This is a genomic window from Pectobacterium aroidearum (assembly GCF_015689195.1).
Lineage (GTDB): Bacteria > Pseudomonadota > Gammaproteobacteria > Enterobacterales > Enterobacteriaceae > Pectobacterium > Pectobacterium aroidearum.
In genome coordinates this window covers 4155851-4175774 of sequence record NZ_CP065044.1, presented here as the reverse complement: position 1 = coordinate 4175774, position 19924 = coordinate 4155851, and the positions used below count along the sequence as shown (strand labels likewise).

The 19924-nt window shown below is 53.7% G+C and carries 18 protein-coding genes and 3 tRNA genes; 13 read left to right on the top strand and 8 right to left on the bottom strand.

Annotation, left to right across the window (positions count from 1 at the left end; all coding sequences use genetic code 11):
- Positions 1-77: 77 nt before the first annotated feature.
- Both rimI and I2D83_RS18610 read right to left on the bottom strand, forming a co-directional pair.
- Complete coding sequence (gene rimI / locus I2D83_RS18615; RefSeq protein WP_012773313.1) at positions 78-521, bottom strand: ribosomal protein S18-alanine N-acetyltransferase; 444 nt, start codon at positions 519-521, stop codon at positions 78-80.
- On the bottom strand, positions 490-903 hold the full coding sequence (locus I2D83_RS18610; RefSeq protein WP_012773314.1) for a DNA polymerase III subunit psi: 414 nt from the start codon (positions 901-903) through the stop codon (positions 490-492). The genes rimI and I2D83_RS18610 overlap by 32 nt, the downstream gene beginning before the upstream one ends.
- Positions 904-1062: 159 nt before the next feature.
- On the opposite strand from I2D83_RS18610, the gene rsmC reads away from it, so the two are divergent.
- Entirely contained in the window at positions 1063-2106 is a 1044-nt protein-coding gene (gene rsmC, locus I2D83_RS18605; RefSeq protein WP_181845139.1) for a 16S rRNA (guanine(1207)-N(2))-methyltransferase RsmC, read from the top strand.
- A gap of 6 nt (positions 2107-2112) precedes the next feature.
- Here the strand turns inward: rsmC and I2D83_RS18600 are convergent, their stop codons facing one another.
- Entirely contained in the window at positions 2113-3105 is a 993-nt protein-coding gene (locus I2D83_RS18600) for an aldo/keto reductase (protein WP_205947085.1), read from the bottom strand.
- 113 nt (positions 3106-3218) lie between these two features.
- Here I2D83_RS18600 and I2D83_RS18595 point away from each other — a divergent pair, with 113 nt between their 5' ends.
- From I2D83_RS18595 to I2D83_RS18580, 4 genes are all read left to right on the top strand, one after another.
- Entirely contained in the window at positions 3219-4124 is a 906-nt protein-coding gene (locus tag I2D83_RS18595) for a LysR family transcriptional regulator (RefSeq protein ID WP_205947084.1), read from the top strand.
- Positions 4125-4227: 103 nt separating this feature from the next.
- Positions 4228-4314 (top strand) — tRNA-Leu (locus tag I2D83_RS18590).
- A gap of 73 nt (positions 4315-4387) precedes the next feature.
- Positions 4388-4474 (top strand) — tRNA-Leu (locus I2D83_RS18585).
- A gap of 79 nt (positions 4475-4553) precedes the next feature.
- Positions 4554-4640: transfer RNA gene (locus I2D83_RS18580), tRNA-Leu, on the top strand.
- A 122-nt stretch (positions 4641-4762) separates the two neighbouring features.
- On the opposite strand, the gene I2D83_RS18575 is transcribed toward I2D83_RS18580, so the two are convergent.
- Together I2D83_RS18575 and I2D83_RS18570 are read right to left on the bottom strand one after the other, a co-directional pair.
- Complete coding sequence (locus tag I2D83_RS18575) at positions 4763-5053, bottom strand: DUF1435 domain-containing protein (RefSeq protein WP_043881708.1); 291 nt, start codon at positions 5051-5053, stop codon at positions 4763-4765.
- 106 nt (positions 5054-5159) lie between these two features.
- Positions 5160-6062, bottom strand: coding sequence for a LysR family transcriptional regulator (locus I2D83_RS18570; protein WP_205947083.1), 903 nt, complete (start codon positions 6060-6062; stop codon positions 5160-5162).
- Between the two features lie 129 nt (positions 6063-6191).
- Here I2D83_RS18570 and budA point away from each other — a divergent pair, with 129 nt between their 5' ends.
- The 3 genes from budA to I2D83_RS18555 all read left to right on the top strand — a co-directional run bounded on the left by budA (position 6192) and on the right by I2D83_RS18555 (position 10273).
- Complete coding sequence (gene budA / locus I2D83_RS18565; protein WP_205947082.1) at positions 6192-6974, top strand: acetolactate decarboxylase; 783 nt, start codon at positions 6192-6194, stop codon at positions 6972-6974.
- Between the two features lie 21 nt (positions 6975-6995).
- Entirely contained in the window at positions 6996-8675 is a 1680-nt protein-coding gene (gene alsS / locus I2D83_RS18560) for an acetolactate synthase AlsS (protein ID WP_205947081.1), read from the top strand.
- 134 nt (positions 8676-8809) lie between these two features.
- The gene (locus tag I2D83_RS18555) at positions 8810-10273 is read left to right on the top strand and encodes an alpha/beta hydrolase (RefSeq protein ID WP_205947080.1); all 1464 of its coding nucleotides are present in this window, start codon (positions 8810-8812) and stop codon (positions 10271-10273) included.
- A gap of 44 nt (positions 10274-10317) precedes the next feature.
- Here I2D83_RS18555 and fucO read toward each other — a convergent pair whose 3' ends face one another.
- Positions 10318-11469: a lactaldehyde reductase gene (fucO, locus tag I2D83_RS18550; protein ID WP_205948217.1), complete on the bottom strand. Its 1152-nt coding sequence runs from the start codon at positions 11467-11469 to the stop codon at positions 10318-10320.
- A gap of 562 nt (positions 11470-12031) precedes the next feature.
- Here fucO and gcvT point away from each other — a divergent pair.
- From gcvT to gcvP, 3 genes are all read left to right on the top strand, one after another.
- Positions 12032-13147, top strand: a complete 1116-nt coding sequence (gene gcvT / locus I2D83_RS18545; RefSeq protein ID WP_205947079.1) for a glycine cleavage system aminomethyltransferase GcvT — start codon at positions 12032-12034, stop codon at positions 13145-13147.
- A 247-nt stretch (positions 13148-13394) separates the two neighbouring features.
- A complete protein-coding gene (gene gcvH / locus I2D83_RS18540) occupies positions 13395-13787 on the top strand; it encodes a glycine cleavage system protein GcvH (RefSeq protein ID WP_012773325.1) in 393 nt (130 codons plus the stop codon).
- A gap of 117 nt (positions 13788-13904) precedes the next feature.
- Entirely contained in the window at positions 13905-16775 is a 2871-nt protein-coding gene (gcvP, locus tag I2D83_RS18535) for an aminomethyl-transferring glycine dehydrogenase (protein ID WP_205947078.1), read from the top strand.
- Positions 16776-16913: 138 nt separating this feature from the next.
- Here the strand turns inward: gcvP and I2D83_RS18530 are convergent, their stop codons facing one another.
- Together I2D83_RS18530 and I2D83_RS18525 are read right to left on the bottom strand one after the other, a co-directional pair.
- Positions 16914-17333 carry a type II toxin-antitoxin system YafO family toxin gene (locus I2D83_RS18530; RefSeq protein ID WP_194431586.1) on the bottom strand — a complete coding sequence of 140 codons (420 nt, stop codon included), beginning with the start codon at positions 17331-17333 and terminating at the stop codon, positions 16914-16916.
- Positions 17318-17917 (bottom strand): hypothetical protein, encoded by a 600-nt coding sequence (locus I2D83_RS18525; protein WP_205947077.1) that lies wholly within the window; start codon positions 17915-17917, stop codon positions 17318-17320. Before I2D83_RS18525 ends, I2D83_RS18530 begins: the two co-directional genes overlap by 16 nt.
- A gap of 236 nt (positions 17918-18153) precedes the next feature.
- Here I2D83_RS18525 and I2D83_RS18520 point away from each other — a divergent pair, with 236 nt between their 5' ends.
- Together I2D83_RS18520 and I2D83_RS18515 are read left to right on the top strand one after the other, a co-directional pair.
- Positions 18154-19026, top strand: coding sequence for a carbohydrate ABC transporter permease (locus I2D83_RS18520; protein WP_012773329.1), 873 nt, complete (start codon positions 18154-18156; stop codon positions 19024-19026).
- 25 nt (positions 19027-19051) lie between these two features.
- Entirely contained in the window at positions 19052-19915 is an 864-nt protein-coding gene (locus I2D83_RS18515) for a carbohydrate ABC transporter permease (protein ID WP_369987615.1), read from the top strand.
- The last annotated feature ends 9 nt before the right edge of the window (positions 19916-19924 follow it).

The following is a 19924-nucleotide window of genomic DNA, read 5'->3' as shown; positions in this document are numbered from 1 at the left end:
GGATTCCTTCTCTTGCCGCCTTCCTGAAACTCGAATTATTTAGAGTATAGATATAGATAAAGATAAAGATAAAGAGGTTAGCCGAGCGGCAGCGCCATGAGAATCGCGTCTTCTCTACCTTGTGCCGTAGGGTAATAATCACGGCGCACGGAGACTTCGTTGAATCCCAGACTCTCATACAGCGCGATGGCACGTGCGTTTGATTCGCGGACTTCCAGCCACAGCGTCAGAATTCCGCGTCGCTCCATTTCGTCGATCAGGTGTTCCAACAGTTGGCGACCCAATCCCTGACGTTGGTGATCGGGGTGTACGGCAATATTGAACAATGTCGCTTCATCCAGCACGACCTGGGTAATGGCGTAAGCGGCAAGCTGACCGTCATGGTTCAGTTTGATGTTGAAATAACGTTCTCCCTGATTGCTGACAAACGTTTTTTCCGTCCACGGGAAGGCATGGCTGGCCTGTTCAATTTTAAAGGCTTGCGCCAGGTCAGCTGGCGTCAGAGAAGATATCGTGTTCATGTTCACAGATCTGTTGCCACAGCGCCCGTTTGGCGTCGGCATTTTGATAAAGTTCGGAAAGCAGAGGGCTGGAAAGCTGAACGCCCTGTAGCGCAATCGGCTCTTCAATACCCAACCGCCAGCTATGGCAGCGTACGTCGGCGGGCAGCATCTCGATCTGCTGCGGCGTCAAGCGATAGGCTTGTGAAGGAGTCAGCGCCAGACTGTGCAGGACATCGGCCAACAGCGGTTCATCATCGGCCAGCGGCTCGGCGGAGACGATCACCAGACGCACCTGTGCGGGCAGACTGACGGCGATTTCGCCTTGCAGCACCGTCGGGCGACGCAGCGTCCACTGCGTAATTCCCAGTTGCTGTAGCAGCCTGTCACGTCTTGATTCCATGCGTTATCCTGTCTGGCGGGCGAGAAAATGCGTCGTGCCTATGCTAACAAACCCCGTCAGGCTGCGCCAATGTCGGCGCGGTTATTTCCTCTGCGCGCTGCAACTTCGGGAGCGAAGCGTATATAATCCCCCGCTCAATGATTAAGGAGCCGTAGCCTGATGTCCGCATTAACCCCCGCCAGTGAAGTTATACTGCGCCATAGCGATGAATTTCTCTCACGCCGCGTTCTGTTTGCCGGTGATTTGCAGGATACCCTGCCTGCGCAATTTGAGGCGGCGTCAGTGCGTGTCCATTGCAACCAATATCACCACTGGCAGCAGATGACAAAGCCGCTTGGCGAGAATGCGCAATTCGGTCTGGTGGCGGATGCGGCGCTGGTGGCGGATAGCGACACGCTGATTTATTACTGGCCGAAAAGCAAACAGGAAGCGGAATTCCAGTTGCGTAATCTGTTGTCCTTGCTGCCAGTCGGCGCGGAGATCTTCGTGGTTGGGGAAAACCGCAGCGGCGTGCGCAGCGCCGAAACCGTGCTGTCTGACTTCGTCGAGTTGGTGAAAATCGACAGTGCACGCCGCTGCGGGCTTTACCATGGTCGAATTGATAAGCAGTCCAGCTTCACGCTGGATGACTGGTGGGATGAGTATGTGACGGATGGCGTGATCGTCAAAACGCTTCCGGGCGTCTTCAGCCGTGATGATCTGGATCCGGGCAGTCGACTGCTGCTGTCTACGTTTGAGCCGCACATGAAAGGCAAAGTGCTGGATATCGCCTGCGGTGCTGGCGTGCTGGCATCGGTACTGGCGAAACAGTCGCCGAAAATCCGCCTGACGTTGAGCGATGTCAGCGCGGCGGCGGTGGAGTCCAGCAAAGCTACGCTGGCGGCGAATGCGTTGGAAGGCGCGGTGATTGCGAGCAACGTCTATTCCGACATTAATGGCCGCTTCGATATGATCGTCTCCAATCCGCCATTCCACGACGGCTTACAGACCAGTCTGCAAGCCGCGGAAATGTTGATTCGTGGCGCGGTGACCCATCTGCCGATTGGCGGGCAGTTGCGCATCGTCGCTAATGCCTTCCTGCCGTATCCCGCGCTGTTAGATGCCGCATTCGGTAGCCATGAAGTGCTGGCGCAGACCGGGCGCTTCAAGGTGTATCAGGCCACCGTGGGTCGTCCGCCGCGCACAGGCAAAGGCCGTCGGTAATCCCAATTACTGATTAAGGGCTGCCATACTCTCCTTGCCGTAGCGTTCACCTGCTGCGGCATCGGGCGGGAAGATAGCATCAATGGCGGCCAGTTCCTCTTGCGTCAGTGTGACCTCCAGCGCCGCGACGTTCTCTTCCAGATAGCGGCGGCGTTTGGTGCCCGGAATCGGCACGATATGCTCGCCCTGTGCCAGTACCCACGCCAGCGCTAACTGTGATGGCGTCACCTGCTTTTCCTGCGCCAGTTGGTTAATTTTCTCGACCAGCAGCAGATTCTTGCCGAAATTTTCCCCCGAGAAACGTGGATTGGTACGACGGAAATCGTCGGCGGCCAGATCGTCCGGACTGCGAATCGCACCGGTCAGGAAGCCGCGCCCCAGTGGGCTGTAAGGCACAAATCCGATCCCCAGACGCTCACAGGTGGGCAGAATGTCGGCTTCCATATCGCGCGTCCACAGTGAATATTCGCTCTGTAACGCCGTAATGGGGTGTACGCGGTGTGCGCGTTCCAGCGTGGTGACAGAGGCTTCACTCAGGCCGATATAGCGAATCTTGCCTTCCTGAACCAGTTCGGCCAGCGTACCGACCGTCTCTTCAATGGGAACCGTCGGGTCGATGCGGTGCTGATAGTAAAGATCGATGACGTCCGTACCAAGGCGCGTCAGGCTGCCTTCCACCGAACGGCGGATGTAGTCCGGTTTACCGCAGATGCCGCGTGCGTTGGGGTTCGCCGGGTCGCGGATGATACCGAATTTGGTCGCCAGAAAGACCTGTTCGCGCTTGCCTTTTATTGCTTTGCCGAGAAGCTGCTCATTAGTATGTGGGCCATACATATCGGCGGTATCCAGCAGTGTGACGCCCAACTCCAGTGCGCGATGCAACGTGGCGATGGATTCTTTTTCATCCTGCGCGGTGGAGTAGAAATCACTCATCCCCATGCAGCCTAGCCCAATCGCTGACACCAGTGGACCGTTCGCACCTAATTTGCGCTGTTGCATTGTCATCTTCCTCATCTCGTTGGCAGTGAAAGCAGTCTGGTTGTTTATCCAATAAAGATAAATACCGCTTTTTATGCAACACTATTCAAAAATAGCTAACAATGGTGGCGGCGATGGATCATATTCAGTCGATGCGGGTTTTTGTGCGTATTGTCGAACTGGGCAGCTTTAGCCGTGCAGCAGAACGGCTTGCACTACCGCGTGCGACGGTGAGCAATACCATCAAGCAGCTTGAAGGGCGGTTAGGAGTACGTTTGCTGCAACGTACGACCCGTCAGGTGCAGATCACCGATGAAGGGCGCGTTTATTATGAGCGCTGTCTGCAATTGCTTGCGGAAATTGAAGAGATCGACACGCTGTTCACGCAGCAAAAGCAGCAGCCGGTTGGGAAAGTGCGGGTGGATATGCCGCATTCGCTGGCGCGGGACATTGTCGTCCCGGCGTTAGGGGACTTTTATGCGCGTTATCCGCAGGTGACGCTGATGCTAAGCGCCAACGATGCGGCGATTAATGTGCTACGTGAAGGCGTCGACTGTGTGCTGCGCGCCTGGCAGACGGACGACGAGACGCTGGCGACCCGCCATTTGCCGTCAATGCCGCAGATTACCTGTGCGTCGGCCGATTATCTGGCGCGATACGGCGTGCCACGTTCGCTTGATGACCTGTCAGGGCATCATATGGTCGGCTATTTCTCTCTGCGTACTGAATATCTTTATCCGCTGGAATTCATGTCGGGCGATGAACGCATTACGCGTATGTTGCCCGGTGCGTTACAGGTTAATGGCACCGATGCCTACATCGCCAGCGCCCGTGCCGGACTGGGGATTATTCAGGCGCCGCGTCGCGGCCTGCGCCCGTTTCTGGAAAGCGGGGAGTTGGTGGAGATCCTGCCGGAAATACCACCGCCCGCGATGCCGCTTTACGTGATGTATGCGCCCGGTCGTTTTCTCGCGCCACGGATTCGGGTGTTTATAGAATGGCTCGATGAACTCTTTACGCACAGCGCTGCCGCGAGATGATGATTTTTGCAGCAAACCCCGCATCCCTGAGGAAATAATCATTGACGTGAACGCGAAAACCTCTAGAATTCGCCCCCGTAGTGATATTGCGTAAAGCAGTGTTGCGAAGGTGGCGGAATTGGTAGACGCGCTAGCTTCAGGTGTTAGTGTTCTTACGGACGTGAGGGTTCAAGTCCCTCTCTTCGCACCAACATCACTATGACGGTTCTCGTTTGTCGAACCGAAGCAGTGAATCAGTATTGCATGAGCAGCATGACAGAATTGCGAAGGTGGCGGAATTGGTAGACGCGCTAGCTTCAGGTGTTAGTGTTCTTACGGACGTGAGGGTTCAAGTCCCTCTCTTCGCACCATGTCATAATAGATTTAGCGCATAAAGCTGATTTTCCGCATAAAGCAGTCTTACTGCATAAGACAAACAACGTTCCCAGTGCGAAGGTGGCGGAATTGGTAGACGCGCTAGCTTCAGGTGTTAGTGTCCTTACGGGCGTGAGGGTTCAAGTCCCTCTCTTCGCACCACAGATTTATTCTGTATCTTCCTGATTTTCTTTCCTGTTTATTCTCTTTTATCCCTTTCTGTATCTATAACGCTTTTCCGCGTTCACTGACCTTTCTGAATGTGTGCACCGCTCCGCGTTGATTTACAGCGTCGTCAGGTTAAACATAACGGATAGTGCCGCCAACCCGCCAGCGAGCGCAACGCAGGACGGCAGCAGTAAATAGTGGCGTAAGCGTTGATGGAACAGCATCACAAGCGTCGCCAGCAGGGCGATGGCGATAATCACTTTCAGGTGCGTCAGGTTCAGATCGAGCAGCGCCAGTAGCGGCATAATGGCACAAGGCAGCAGCACGCCCCAGGCGCTGGACAGATGCTTCCCCATACACCAGCTCACACTCCATAGCCCGCAGGCTGTGATCATTGCTGTCAGCATTTTTCCACCCGTTAAAAGTGATAATGATAACTAATATCATATAAGAATTTATATCAATTACTAGCTTTTTGACGAGCAGATTGTCGGAATTTTCTTTACCGTGGCGTTAATCGGGATGCTGGCTGCTCAGATGCTGGCGTATCAGGTGGATGAGATTCACGATAACGGCCGATCGTTCATGTTTACGCCATATAGCCGCGATTTGCGTATGGATTTCGGGCATACCGATATCGTGATAGGTCACATTATCGGCCTTAATGCAGGCGAGTGATTCCGGTATCAGGGTAATGCCGAAGCCGGCGGCGACCATCCCGATCGTTGCCGTCAGCTGCGGGGCAAATGGGCTGGGTTTGGGACCATAACCCGACAGATAGCAGGTGCGGATAATCATATCGTGCAACCCCGGACACACCTCACGTGGGAAAATAATCAGCGGTTCCTGACGCAGTTCGCTGAGCGAGACTTGCGCTTTATGGCTCAGTGAATGCCCTGCGGGTAGCACCAATTTCATCGGCTCTTCGGCCAAAATTTCCCCGTTAATATCATCACTAAGTTCGCAGGGTAAACGCAGAAATGCGATATCGATATTGCGTTCTTGCAGCGCAGTAATCAGCGTTGCCGGGTTTTCTTCTTTTGGCTGCGGTTGGACGTACGGATGCTGCTGACAGTAGCGATGGAGTAGGGAAAGCACCGTGGGGTGGTACATGGCCGAGGGTGAAAAACCCACGTTCAGGCTACCTTTCTCGCCTCGCGCGATACTCCTTGTCCGTGCGATCGCCGAATCGGTGAGTTGCAGAATACGGCAGGCGTCTTCATACAGTGCCTGTCCCGCCTCCGTCATTTCTACACCGCGCGTCAGTCGCTTGAACAGCGGCGTGCCGATCTCCTGCTCGAATTTCTTGATCTGCTGGCTAAGAGGGGGCTGTGATATCCCTAGGTTTTCTGCCGCACGCGTGAAATGTCGGGCTTGTGCAACGGCGACAAAATAGCGCAGGTAGCGTAGTTCCATTTACGTAACTCCATATCTTTCCGATCTTGAAATGCCCTTAATTGCATATTGGAATTTTGTTCTCTCCCGCGTCAATCTTTATCTAAATATTAGCGGTGTTTAAGTAATCGGTGCGGTGAGAAGGAATGTATGAAAACGAATGTCAGTGAACAATCCTGTGAGGAAGCCTTTGCCAGCTATGCCTATGATTTTCGTCGGCAGCGTGCAGACAGCGTTATTTATCAGACCTCATTAATGAGCGGGCTAATAAATGGCGTATATGAAGGTAACCGAACGATGGCTGAATTGCTGGAACACGGTGATTTTGGATTAGGAACATTTAATAGTTTGGATGGGGAACTGGTTGCGTTAAATAGCCAGATTTTCCAGCTGTTATCCGATGGCAGCGCACGCGCGGCGAAGCCAGAGCAGAAAACGCCATTCGCCGTCATGACATTCTTTCGCCCGACGGAAACGATCCGTTTTGATTGCTGGACCTCGCGTGAAGACGTACATCGCCAGATCGACGAGATTGTGGGCACGGATAATTTATTCTGCGCGTTGCGGATTGACGGGAATTTTCGCTGTGTTGAAACCCGTACCGTCCCCCGGCAGTGCCGGCCTTATAAACCCATGCAGGAAGCGGTTGAAGGACAGCCGACATTTCATTTTGAGCACCGTAACGGCAGCGTTATTGGTTTTCGTAGTCCAGCTTACACTCAGGGAATTAATGTCGCGGGTTACCACGAACATTTCATTACTGACGATCGCCAGGGCGGCGGCCATATTCTGAATTATGACGTCGAACACGGCACGCTAACGTTTGGTGTGGTTGCCAAACTGATCATCGATCTGCCTCAGGATCGGGAGTTTCTCAATGCCGATCTGTCCTCAGAAAACCTCAATAGCGTAATCAAGTCAGTAGAGAGCTAGTCATTTCATCGGAGTTATGTCATGGAAAAGTCCACCGAGCAGCAAAGCTGGAGTTGCGGAGCCGAGCTGATTGTAAAACACCTGGAAGCGCAGGGCGTAAAGCATATTTTTGGTATTCCCGGCGCTAAAATCGATCGCGTGTTTGATGAGCTGGAAGACTCGACGATTCAAACGATCCCAGTACGGCATGAGGCGAACGGTGCGTTTATGGCGGCGGCGATAGGTCGCCTCACGGGGAAAGCGGGGGTGACGCTGGTGACATCTGGCCCCGGCTGCTCCAATCTGGTCACCGGGCTGGCCACGGCGACCGCAGAAGGTGATGCGGTTGTGGCATTAGGCGGGGCGGTTAAGCGTGCGGATAAGCTTAAACTGACGCACCAGAGTCTGGACACCGTCAGCCTGTTTCAGCCAGTCAGTAAATTCAGCGCGGAAGTCACCGCATCCAGTGCCATCTCGGAAGTGCTGGCGAATGCGTTTCGGGCAGCGGAAAGCGGCCGTCCAGGGGGGGCGTTTGTCAGCCTGCCACAGGATATCGTCAATGAACCGGTGAGTAGCCCGATTCTGGCTTGTCCGAATTTACCGCTGTTAAACGGTGCGCCACATAGTGACGTTGCCGAGGCGGCTAAACGACTGCGGGAGGCTAAAAATCCGGTGTTACTGCTTGGGTTAATGGCTAGCCAGCAGGAGAATGCAGAGGCGCTGCGTCGTTTTTTACACCGCAGCCAACTGCCGGTTACCAGCACGTACCAGGCCGCTGGCGTGATCGACCAGCAGCAGTTTGGTCACTTTGCCGGACGTGTTGGGCTGTTCAATAATCAGGCTGGGGATAAACTGCTGCAACAGGCGGACGTGATCGTTACCGTGGGCTACAGCCCGGTTGAGTACGATCCGGTGTTATGGAATAGCGGCAAAGCAACGCTGATCCATATTGATGTGCTGCGGGCTGAGATCGACAGCGCCTACCACCCTGATATCGAGCTGCTCGGGAATATCGCGATGACGGTGGATGCGTTGAATGCGTGTATCAGCGAGCCAGTTATCTTATCGGCGGGCACGCAGGCCGTATTGCAGGATCGTCAGCGTCAGCGTCACGATCTCAGTACTCGCGCCATCAACATGGCAGGATTTGCAATTCACCCGCTGCGTCTGGTGCGGGCGATGCAGGATATCGTGAATGAAGATGTCACGCTGTGTGTGGACATGGGAAGTTTTCATATCTGGCTGGCGCGTTATCTGTATAGCTTCCGGGCGCGGCAGATTCTGATGACCAACGGCCAGCAGACCATGGGCGTAGCACTACCTTGGGCGATAGCCGCATCATTGATACAGCCCGGCAAAAAAGTGGTGTCCGTTTCCGGCGACGGCGGGTTTATGCAGTCCAGCATGGAGCTGGAAACAGCGGTGCGCCTGAAAAGCAATCTCCTGCATATTATCTGGGTGGATAACGGCTATAACATGGTGGAAATCCAGCAAATCCATAAATACCATCGCCCGGCGGGCGTGACATTTGGCCCGATTGATTTCAAGGCGTATGCGGAAGCGTTTGGCGCAAAAGGGTTTGCAGTTGAATCTGCGGATGAACTGGTTAGCAAACTCCGTCAGGCGATGGATGTTGACGGCCCCGCGGTGATTGCGATTCCGGTTGATTATTCCGATAACCACTGGCTGATGGGGAATCTGAATATTAGCGTGCTGATCTGATATTTTAATGGGTTACCCGCCCGTAGGGTATCGGGCGGGGCAGCATCGTTTCTCCCTCAATAATACGGTGTGTCGCTGGATAGTTTTCTTTAGAATCATCTGCATGGTCACACGGTAACAGGAAGGGACACACCATGCTGAAATCTGTACGGCGACTCATCAGACGCGGTCTTATCGTCATCGGTGTTATTGCAATGACGCTGTTGGCTATTCGTATTTATGACACGCAAAGTGGGCCGCCGCTAGCGCCGTGGCACACCTACGTGCCGGATGAGCTGTCAACGGATGAGCTGGATAAGGGCGACTGGGCTGCGTATTTAAAGCAGGAAGCACTTATCTTTCAGCAGGTGAATCAGCATGTCACTCAGGAACTGGATGAGGATGAGCAGCGTCCGGTTAACCGCTATTTTTCGGGTAGCCCGGTTTACCCTGGGAAGTTCCAGCATGACTGGAACCGATCCTATGAACTGTCGCCGGAAGGGGAACTGAAAGGCGCGGTGGTGATGCTGCACGGTCTGACCGATTCACCCTATAGTTTGCGGCATATCGCGGAACGCTATCGTCAGCGTGGTTTTTTCGTTGTTGGCATTCGCTTGCCTGCGCACGGGACGGTGCCGGGGGCGCTGACCGATGTGCAATGGGAAGATTGGCTGGCAGCCACGCGTCTGGCAGTGCGTGAGACGACGTCGCACCTGACGTTACAACAGGGTCAAAGGTTGCCGCTGCATATCGTCGGTTTTTCCAACGGCGGGGCGCTGGCGTTGAAGTACACGCTGGATACCTTGGATAATCCTGCACTTGCGCGTCCCGATCAGCTTATCCTTATTTCCCCGATGATCGGTATTACCAGCTATGCGCGTTTTGCGGGGCTGGCTGGGCTACCCGCTATCTTTCCGGCCTTTGCCAAGTCTGCCTGGTTGGGCATCTTGCCGGAATTTAATCCCTTCAAGTACAACTCATTTCCGGTAAATGGTGCGCGCCAATCCTGGTTGTTAACCCATGAACTTCAGAGTCAGTTAAGCCGTAAAGCGCAAGCGAATGCGTTGGTTGATCTACCTCCAGTGCTGACGTTCCAATCGGTGATGGATTTCACCGTAAGCACGCGTGCGGTCATTACGGCGTTTTATAACCTGCTGCCAGCTAACGGGAGCCAGTTGGTTCTCTTTGATGTCAATCGTACCGTCAATTTTGGCCCGCTTCTGCGTGAGTCGACGAATGGTGCCGTCAGCCAGCTATTACCTGCCACTCCACGTCATTATGATACGACGGTGATTTCTAACGCTGCGCCGAACAGTTCTCATGCCGTGGCGTTCGATGTTGCTGCAGGGGCGGGGCAGGAACAGACTCGCGAGCTGGGGATGGACTATCCATCGGATGTGTATTCGCTATCGCACGTATCACTGCCGTTCCCAGATTCGGATTCGCTGTATGGTCGTTTCTCACAGAACCCTACCGAATTTGGTCTGCCGCTGGGGAAAATTACCCCAAGAGGAGAACGTTCCGCTCTGGTTGTCGATCTGGATACGCTGCTGCGGCTGTCCTCTAACCCGTTTTATCCCTACCTGATTCAGCGTATTGAAGAGAAGATCCCGCAATAGTGAATAGCCACCCGCGGTGCATTGCGGGTGGTGCCAAGTGTGCGTCAATAAATAGACCGATACAGCGCGTTAATCTCGTCGATATTCGTATCGCGCGGATTGCCGCCGGTGCAGACATCGTCAAAGGCGGCCTGTGCCAGTGCCGGAATATCTTCTTCTCTCACGCCGACATCGCGCAGTCTCGGCGGAATATCTACATCGTGAGAAAGTTGCCGAACGGCGTTAATGGCGGCTTCTCGCGCTTGGGTAATCGGCATTGCTGCCGCGTTTGTTACCCCCATCGCAATGGCGATGTCCCGGAATTTTTCACCGGTATAGTCCGCGTTGTAGGCCATGATATGCGGCAGCAGGATGGCATTCGCTACGCCGTGTGGGGTGTTGTAAAACGCGCCGAGTGGATGCGCCATGCCGTGTACCAGACCAAGCCCAACGTTTGAAAATCCCATACCGGCGATATATTGCCCCAGCGCCATCTCTTCCACGCCTTTTGGTTTCCCTGCGACGGAATCACGCAGCGAGCGGCTGATAATTTCAATGGCCTTCAGGTGCAGCGTATCGGTTAGCTCCCAGGCGGCTTTGGTCGTAAAGCCTTCAATGGCGTGCGTCAGGGCGTCGATCCCCGTGGCAGCTTTCAGTGAGGCTGGCATGCTCGCCATCATGTCGGGATCGACGATGGCGACAATCGGAATATCATGCGGATCGACGCACACGAATTTGCGGCGTTTTTCTTCATCCGTGATGACGTAGTTGATGGTGACTTCTGCGGCAGTACCTGAGGTGGTCGGGATCGCGATAATCGGGACGGCGGGGCGTCGGGTGGCCGCAACGCCTTCGAGGCTGCGGACATCGGCAAATTCAGGGTTATTGATAATAATCCCGATAGCCTTACAGGTATCCTGCGGTGAGCCGCCGCCAATCGCAATCAGGTAATCAGCCAGTGATGCTTTGAATCGTTCAATGCCTTTTTCCACCACGCTGATGGTTGGATTGGGAATCACCTCATCGTAAATATCGTAGGGTAACCCTGCCGCATCCAGCTTCTCAGTGACCTTGGCCGCGACGCCAAATTTAACCAAATCCTTGTCCGTCACCAGCAGTGCTTTCCTGAATCCTCGTCGTTTTACTTCATCGACGATGTGGGCGATAGCGCCTGCGCCAAAGTAGGATGTTTCGTTAAGAATCATTCTGTTAGCCATCATTTATCTCCTAATCACGTTTAATTTTGATAAAGCGAAAAATACATGCCGCACAATTCCATGTAATCAGTATGGATAAGGTTGACTGACAGCGCCTTCTACCTGCTGCCATGCCACGTTGTGTGTTGGCACTGAGATAAAGACGCCTGAGAAGCGCCTCACAGAATCGTGATGATGGCGGTATAAGGAAAAGAGTAAGGCTGGGATCCGTTGTGGATTTTTGATTGAAAAAATCTAATTTAGTGCTGTTTTTATCATTAGATTATCTAATTCGAATGGTGTTCTTGTGTGGTCGGTATTGCCTGAGTTATCCAGCTTTAATGCCATTAATTTGTGAATGTTGCTGGTTTAAATAAATTATATGCTTAGTTTTGTCTTTTATTAAGAATGTTACGCTGCTTTGTTTTTTGTGGACGATTCGACTTTCTTCGCCTTCTATATAATTTATCTTATGTCTGAGAGTGTGGTTTAACCTGCGCTTCGGTGGTAAGTTCAGTCAGAAGATATCGTTTGCGCAGTGTGTTTTATCGCCTGAACGCCATGCGCTGAAGAGGGATGAAGAATGGCAAAGCAGACCCCGTTGTATCAACAACACCTGGCCGATGGTGCCAAAATGGTGGATTTTCACGGCTGGATGATGCCGCTGCATTACGGTTCTCAACTGGATGAGCATCATATTGTGCGCCGGGAAGCCGGTATTTTTGATGTTTCCCACATGACTATCGTCGATTTGCATGGTGCGAGAACGCGTGAATTCCTGCGTTATCTGCTGGCGAATGATGTCGCCAAACTCACACAGCCGGGCAAAGCGCTTTATACCGGCATGCTGAATGCTTCCGGTGGCGTCATCGACGATCTGATCGTTTATTTTCTTACGGAAGACTATTTCCGGTTGGTCGTGAACTCTGCGACCCGCGAAAAAGATCTCGCCTGGATTGAACAGCACGCTGCACCTTTTGGTATTGAAATTCGTGAGCGTGAGGATCTGGCGCTGGTCGCGGTACAAGGTCCACAGGCGCAGGAAAAAGTGCAAGCAATCCTGAAGGCAAAAGGTCTGAGTGATGCCGACGTGGCTGCCGTTGCCAGCATGAAGCCGTTTTTTGGCAAGCAGGCGGGGGATTTCTTCGTAGCCACGACGGGTTATACGGGCGAAGCGGGTTATGAAATCGCGCTGCCGAATGAGCAAGTGGTCGATTTCTGGCAGCAACTGCTGGTCGCGGGCGTGAAGCCATGTGGACTGGGCGCACGCGATACGCTGCGTCTGGAAGCGGGAATGAACCTGTACGGTCAGGATATGGATGAGGGCATTTCGCCGCTGGCGGCCAACATGGGCTGGACGATCGCCTGGCAGCCGGAGGATCGCCAGTTTATCGGGCGTGAAGCCTTAACGCATCAGCGTGAAAAAGGAACCGATCAACTGGTTGGTTTGGTGCTGACGGAAAAAGGCGTATTGCGCAATGATTTACCTGTGCGCTTTACTGATAGTGATGGCGTGATGCGCGAAGGTGTCATCACCAGCGGCTCGTTCTCGCCAACGCTTGGCGTGAGCATTGCGCTAGCGCGTGTTCCGTTGGGAATTGGTGAACAGGCGATTGTGCAGATTCGTAACCGCGAACTGCCCGTCCACGTCACCAAGCCCGGCTTTGTCCGCGCTGGAAAAGCCATCGTTCAGTATTGAATAACTTCTTATGTCATACCCTAAATAATTCAGGTTGCATGAAGGCGGCGACACAGTGAATCCCCAGGAGCTTACACAAGTAAGTGACTGGGGTGAGCGAGGACAAATCGGCTTAGCCGATTTGAACGCCGCTTGCGGCGGCCCTTCAGGGCGAGGCTCAGAGATGAGCCGAGTATTGCCAACGCACATGCAGCTTGAAGTATGACGGGTAGCGCACGGGATTAACGACTTTAGGAAAGGGGATGCAATGAGCAATGTACCAGCAGAATTAAAATACACCACGTCGCACGAATGGGTACTGCACGAGGGCGGCGGTATCTACAGCGTGGGCATTACCGAACACGCGCAGGAGCTTCTGGGTGACATGGTCTTTATCGATTTACCGGAAGTGGGCACGGTAGTCGCCGCAGGCGATGACTGCGCGGTGGCGGAGTCGGTAAAAGCGGCGTCGGATATTTATGCGCCCATCAGCGGTGAGATCGTGGAAGTGAACGACGATCTGGAAAGCTCCCCTGAACTGGTCAACAGCGCGCCTTATGCGGATGGCTGGCTGTTCCGCATCAGAATTTCTGATGAGTCTGATTTGGACGAACTGCTTGATGCCGAAGGCTATCAGGCATCGTTAGAAGAAGACGAGTAGTTATCACGCCCCCGGTTTTGTTGAACCGGGGGCGTTTTGTTTTATGCGCCACGTCGTCTTTCAACGCGGCAGCTATCACGATTGATGCAAGCACGATTAATGCAGGAAATTACTGTAATGACCCAGACACTCAGTCAACTCGAACATGACGGCGCGTTTATCGAGCGCCATATCGGTCCTTCCGTCAGCCAACAGCAGCACATGTTGTCGGTGGTGGGGGCGACATCGCTGGATGCGTTGATTCGTCAGATTGTCCCGCAGGATATTCAATTGCCCAGCCCGCCAGCGGTGGGAGAGGCGGCGACGGAACATGAGGCGTTAGCTGAGCTGAAGGCCATTGCAGGACGCAATCAACGTTATAAAAGCTACATCGGTATGGGTTACAGCGCGGTACTGATGCCGCCGGTGATTTTACGCAACGTGCTGGAAAACCCTGGCTGGTATACCGCTTATACGCCGTATCAGCCGGAAGTCTCTCAGGGACGTCTTGAGGCATTGCTGAATTTCCAGCAGGTCACACAGGATTTAACCGGTCTGGATTTGGCTTCCGCTTCGCTACTGGATGAAGCAACCGCGGCGGCGGAAGCGATGGCGATGGCAAAACGCATCAGCAAACTCAAACAGGCTGAGCGTTTCTTCGTCGCCGACGACGTGCATCCGCAAACGCTGGATGTGGTGCGTACGCGTGCGGAAACCTTCGGTTTTGAGATTGTCGTCGGTAAGGCGGAAGATGCGCTGAAAGACGATGCGGTATTTGGCGTACTGCTGCAACAGGTAGGGACGACGGGCGAACTGCACGATTACAGCGACCTGATGGCCGCACTGAAAGCGCGTAAGGTCGTCAGCTGTGTGGCGTCGGATATCATGGCGCTGGTGCTGCTGACCGCACCGGGCAAACAGGGCGCGGATATCGTCTTCGGTTCCGCACAGCGCTTCGGCGTGCCGATGGGCTACGGCGGACCGCACGCGGCGTTTTTTGCCTGCCGTGATGAGCATAAACGTGCTATGCCGGGACGTATCATCGGCGTGTCGCGCGATGCGGCAGGCAACACTGCGCTGCGTATGGCGATGCAAACGCGTGAGCAGCACATTCGCCGTGAGAAGGCGAACTCCAATATTTGTACCTCGCAGGTGTTGCTGGCCAACATTGCCGGGATGTATGCGGTATTCCACGGGCCGGAAGGGCTCAAACGTATCGCAGGGCGCATCCACCGTCTGACCGATATTCTGGCGGCAGGGTTAACGCAGGGTGGACTGCTGCTGCGCCATCGCAGCTGGTTCGACACGCTGACCATTGAAGTTGCGGACAAAGACGCGGTACTGAGTCGGGCATTAAGCTTTGGCATCAACCTGCGCAGCGATTTGGCAAGCGCCGTGGGCATCACGCTGGATGAAGCGACCACCCGTCAAGACGTGTTGGCGCTGTTTGCGGTGCTGTTAGGTGACGATCACGGGTTGGATATCGAGGCGCTTGATGCGGCCATTAGCCAGCAAGCCGCGACGATCCCTGCCGGGCTCCTGCGTCAGGATGCGATCCTGTCGCATCCGGTTTTCAACCGCTATCACAGCGAAACCGAGATGATGCGTTACCTGCACCGTCTGGCACGTAAGGATCTGGCACTGAATCAGGCGATGATCCCACTCGGCTCTTGCACCATGAAGCTCAATGCGGCGGCGGAAATGCTGCCGATTACCTGGCCGGAATTTGCTGAGCTGCATCCGTTCTGCCCGCCGGAACAGGCGCTGGGTTACCGTCAAATGATTGAGCAACTATCGGGCTGGCTGGTTCAACTGACTGGCTATGACGCGATTTGCATGCAGCCCAATTCGGGGGCGCAGGGCGAGTACGCGGGGCTACTGGCGATCCGTCGCTATCATGAAAGCCGCAATGAAGCGGGTCGTCATCTCTGTCTGATCCCGAGTTCTGCCCACGGTACGAACCCAGCATCGGCGCAGATGGCGGGGATGGACGTGGTGGTGGTGGCCTGTGACAAGCAGGGGAATATCGATCTGCACGATCTGCGTGAGAAAGCGCAGGCGGTGGGCGAACAGCTTTCCTGCATCATGGTGACCTATCCATCCACTCACGGCGTCTATGAAGAGACGATCCGCGAAGTGTGCCAGATCGTGCATCAATATGGCGGTCAGGTGTATCTGGACGGCGCGAACATGAATGCGCAGGTCGGCATCACGACGCCGGGCTACATTGGCGCTGATGTCTCGCACCTGAATCTGCATAAAACGTTCTGTATTCCGCACGGCGGTGGCGGGCCGGGCATGGGGCCGATTGGCGTGAAAGCGCATCTGGCACCGTTTGTGCCGGGGCATCAGGTGGTAAAAATCGATGGTGTGTTAACGGAGCAGGGCGCAGTCTCTGCGGCACCGTTCGGCAGTGCCTCCATTCTGCCGATTAGCTGGATGTATATCCGCATGATGGGCGCGGAAGGGTTGAAGCAGGCTAGCCAGATGGCGATCCTGAACGCCAACTACATCGCGACGCGCTTGCAGCAGGCTTATCCGGTGCTTTACACCGGCCGTGACGGTCGCGTGGCGCACGAGTGCATTCTGGATATTCGTCCGCTCAAAGAGAGTACCGGCATTAGCGAGATGGATATCGCCAAGCGCCTGATCGACTACGGTTTCCACGCGCCGACCATGTCGTTCCCGGTCGCGGGTACGCTGATGGTAGAGCCAACGGAATCGGAGAGTCAGGTCGAGATCGATCGCTTTGTTGACGCGATGCTGGCGATCCGTGCCGAAATCAACCGCGTTGCGCAGGGGGAATGGCCGTTGGACGACAACCCACTGGTGAACGCACCGCATACGCAGGCGGAGCTGGTGGCGGACTGGACGCACCCGTACAGCCGCGAACTGGCGGTATTCCCGGCTGGCAGCGAACACAAATACTGGCCGAGCGTGAAGCGTCTGGATGATGTGTACGGCGACCGTAACCTGTTCTGTTCGTGTGTGCCGATGAGCGATTATTAATACGTTCCGCGTGGTATATTGGTCTCGCATGTGTTTTAACGCATGCGAGGCCTAATTTATTTTACTCGTGGGGAATTTGAAACTGATTCCAGAAGGAGCTTTGGATTTATTCAATCATTCCTCAATATTCGGTATCTCTTATTTATAATAAGAGAGTGAGTTAAGCTGTCTTTCATTTAGAGACTGAAATTTGCTTTCCGTTATTTTTATAATAGTGGGTAATAGCTTCTTAATCTTTTCATGACCATCTGGCTTAATAATCGCAATGACTTGAATATGTAGGGGATGGATATTGTGTATCGCAAACACTAAAAAATTATCGCTTACTCTGCGATGAAGGGGCTGTGATGCTGGCCACGGGGTCTCTTCTCCTGGAATACGAATATGAGATTTGTAAATCCCAGAAAGGGTAGATTGAGGTGAACGTTCAAAACCGCCCATCTTTCCAAGATATGCAGAGACTTTTCCGTTGTTTTTATAATTTGCTAATGCTTTAGCAAAGAAATTTTCCAATTGACCTGCGGCGGCATCAACAATAATGCTTACGCGGTTTTCCATGCTGGCGGCTCCATGCCAAGTCTTTTGTGGCTGTCTTCAACTGACTTTTTGAAAGCAGCTAATTCTTCATCACTAAATTCCTCTGCTTCTTCGTATTCAAGAGGAAGAAACTGAGTGCCGAGAGTGGCTAAAGCCATAGTCAACTTCTTGTATTCAATGAACGTGTTGATCGCGTGGTTTTTCATTGTCATAAGCGTGGTGAGATGTGGCAACCAGGCTTTGTTATTTTCGGCAACAAAGAAGGTATAAAGCAGTCTCGTTATGCCATGATCTATTTGATTAACCTGATCGTTTAGCTTGTCGATGTCACTGCGCTGAATGCCTAGTGCCGCAATGTTCTCATCAGTTCCATTGCTAAGAATATCGATAAACTCTTTATATTTCTCACAGCTTCTTTCAACGGGGGTCATGACTCTGTAGATGACTTTCAGTGCATCGGATGCTTGTTTTTTCGAGACAGAATTCCTGTGACTTCTGTCAAAGTCAGATATGGACCGCTCAATGGGCTGAGACACGTTATTGAAAACGTTCTCTATCTTATCCGGCCCTTGGTTGACGATAGCCATAGCTTCAAGCCCTAGCATGATTGACTCCTTATCATTCTACAGGTTAAAAATGATACAGCAAAGTTAACTGCTCTTCCCAGACGTATTTTTAGGTACTTCGAGCCGTACCGCAAATCACCTGCCAAAATAGGGGAAATCATTCGCAAGCATATTTTCCCTATCCGAAAACAAACTGTCATTAAACTGACGCCCCAGTGACACGCTAGCGTTCTAGGGTAAGGCCTCTGTGTTTCACACTGAGCGGCCTTTGAGTTATGCGTGCAAAATTTTTTCCCTATCTTGTGCTGTTGCCGACGCTGGTTTTTTTGCTTGCCTTTACCTATTTTCCCCTGCTGCGTTCGGTCATCGATAGCCTGTATGACACCCGGCTGAATGCCGATGCGCCGCTGTTCGTCGGGATGGATAATTTTGTGCGTTTGGTGCAGGACGCGGTGTTCTGGCAGGCCTTGCTGAACAACGTGCTGTATATCCTGATGACGGTGGTGCCCGGCGTGCTGCTGGCGCTGTTGCTGGCGGTACTGCTGTGGGAAAACACGCGTGTTAACCGTTGGCTGCGTACCGCTTTCTTCTTTCCGATGATTATTCCGCTGGTGAGCGCCGCGACGCTATGGCTGTTCATCTTTATGCCGGGGTTGGGGCTGCTGGATTACTATCTGGCGAAAGTGTTCGGCCCGATGAATAACAACTACCTCGGCATGAGCGACAGCGCGTTGGTGGCGGTAAGCGTCATCGGTATCTGGAAATTCGCCGGTTACTACATGCTGTTTTTTCTCGCCGGTCTGCAAGCCGTTTCGGCTTCCGCACGCGAGGCGGCGCTGATGGAAGGGGCTTCACGGCGTCAGGTGTTTTTCTACGTCACGCTGCCGCTATTGCGGCCAACCATCGCTTTCGTCGTCACCATCGCTTTTATCTACGCCATTACCCAGATCGACCATGTTGCCGTGATGACGCGCGGCGGACCGAATAACGCTACAACCGTGCTGCTCTATTACATCCAGGATCTGGCGAATGATACGCACGATCTGGGCAAAGCCTCTGCGGCTACCTTCCTGACGCTGGCGATGCTGTTCGCCTTTTCCATTATGAATCTGAAAGTGCTGGAGAAGGGGGCACACTATGAGCGCTGAAAATCAGATTGTTGACGTTCGGAGCATGAAAAGTCAGCACGTTGAAAACCGAAGCGTGACCAACCCGCTTCGCATCACGACGCGATTCACGTTGCCGCTGCTGCTGATTTGCGCTGCGTTACTGTGGGTCAGCCCGTTTATCTGGATGCTGTCTTCTTCTGTCAGCTCCAGCAGCTTTGGCGTGGATATGGCCTCGCTGCTGCCGCGCTTCCCGCTCACGCTGGATAACTTCCGCGACGCATGGGACAGCGCCAACTGGCTACAGCTTTACACCAACACGCTGATTTTTGCGGTCGGCACGTTTCTGGTGCAGCTGGTGACGATCACCACGGCGGGCTACATCTTTGCCTACCACGAATTTCGCGGCAAAACGCTGCTGTTCTACCTGCTGCTGATTCAACTGATGATCATGCCTGTCGTCATGATGGTGCCAAACATGATGACGCTCAAACAGCTCGGCCTGCTCAATACCCTGACCGGCGTAATGATGCCGTATTTCGCCTCGGCGTTTGGGGTGTTTCTGATGCGTCAGGCGTTTCTCAATATCGCCAAAGAGATTGAAGAAGCCGCATTAATGGAAGGCTGTCGCTGGTGGCAGGTGGTGTTTCACGTCCTGATTCCGATGACCTGGCCGTCGATTCTGGCGTTCGCCACGGTCAGCATTACCTATCACTGGAACGAATATCTCTGGCCGCTGATGGTGCTTAACGACCCAGACAAACAGGTGCTGACCATCGGGCTGGTGTCGTTTGCTATGGGGGCGGAGTCCGGCGGGCAGTGGGGATTGATCTGCGCGGGTACGCTGCTGGTGTGCCTGCCGCTGATGGTGGCCTTCGTAGTGTTCCAGAAGCAGTTCCTGAGCAGCTTCGGCTTCTCGGGCATTAAGTGAATCGCCAAC

What these genes read in the sequence shown, in the direction of transcription:
- alsS (WP_205947081.1), top strand. Translation starts at nt 6,996, where the DNA reads ATGGAAAAGTCCACCGAGCAGCAAAGCTGGAGTTGCGGAGCCGAGCTG.
- I2D83_RS18595 (WP_205947084.1), top strand. Translation starts at nt 3,219, where the DNA reads ATGGATCATATTCAGTCGATGCGGGTTTTTGTGCGTATTGTCGAACTG.
- I2D83_RS18570 (WP_205947083.1), bottom strand. Translation starts at nt 6,062, where the DNA reads ATGGAACTACGCTACCTGCGCTATTTTGTCGCCGTTGCACAAGCCCGA.
- I2D83_RS18575 (WP_043881708.1), bottom strand. Translation starts at nt 5,053, where the DNA reads ATGCTGACAGCAATGATCACAGCCTGCGGGCTATGGAGTGTGAGCTGG.
- rimI (WP_012773313.1), bottom strand. Translation starts at nt 521, where the DNA reads ATGAACACGATATCTTCTCTGACGCCAGCTGACCTGGCGCAAGCCTTT.
- budA (WP_205947082.1), top strand. Translation starts at nt 6,192, where the DNA reads ATGAAAACGAATGTCAGTGAACAATCCTGTGAGGAAGCCTTTGCCAGC.
- gcvT (WP_205947079.1), top strand. Translation starts at nt 12,032, where the DNA reads ATGGCAAAGCAGACCCCGTTGTATCAACAACACCTGGCCGATGGTGCC.
- gcvH (WP_012773325.1), top strand. Translation starts at nt 13,395, where the DNA reads ATGAGCAATGTACCAGCAGAATTAAAATACACCACGTCGCACGAATGG.
- gcvP (WP_205947078.1), top strand. Translation starts at nt 13,905, where the DNA reads ATGACCCAGACACTCAGTCAACTCGAACATGACGGCGCGTTTATCGAG.
- I2D83_RS18520 (WP_012773329.1), top strand. Translation starts at nt 18,154, where the DNA reads ATGCGTGCAAAATTTTTTCCCTATCTTGTGCTGTTGCCGACGCTGGTT.
- rsmC (WP_181845139.1), top strand. Translation starts at nt 1,063, where the DNA reads ATGTCCGCATTAACCCCCGCCAGTGAAGTTATACTGCGCCATAGCGAT.
- fucO (WP_205948217.1), bottom strand. Translation starts at nt 11,469, where the DNA reads ATGGCTAACAGAATGATTCTTAACGAAACATCCTACTTTGGCGCAGGC.
- I2D83_RS18610 (WP_012773314.1), bottom strand. Translation starts at nt 903, where the DNA reads ATGGAATCAAGACGTGACAGGCTGCTACAGCAACTGGGAATTACGCAG.
- I2D83_RS18555 (WP_205947080.1), top strand. Translation starts at nt 8,810, where the DNA reads ATGCTGAAATCTGTACGGCGACTCATCAGACGCGGTCTTATCGTCATC.
- I2D83_RS18515 (WP_369987615.1), top strand. Translation starts at nt 19,052, where the DNA reads ATGAAAAGTCAGCACGTTGAAAACCGAAGCGTGACCAACCCGCTTCGC.
- I2D83_RS18530 (WP_194431586.1), bottom strand. Translation starts at nt 17,333, where the DNA reads ATGGAAAACCGCGTAAGCATTATTGTTGATGCCGCCGCAGGTCAATTG.
- I2D83_RS18600 (WP_205947085.1), bottom strand. Translation starts at nt 3,105, where the DNA reads ATGCAACAGCGCAAATTAGGTGCGAACGGTCCACTGGTGTCAGCGATT.
- I2D83_RS18525 (WP_205947077.1), bottom strand. Translation starts at nt 17,917, where the DNA reads ATGCTAGGGCTTGAAGCTATGGCTATCGTCAACCAAGGGCCGGATAAG.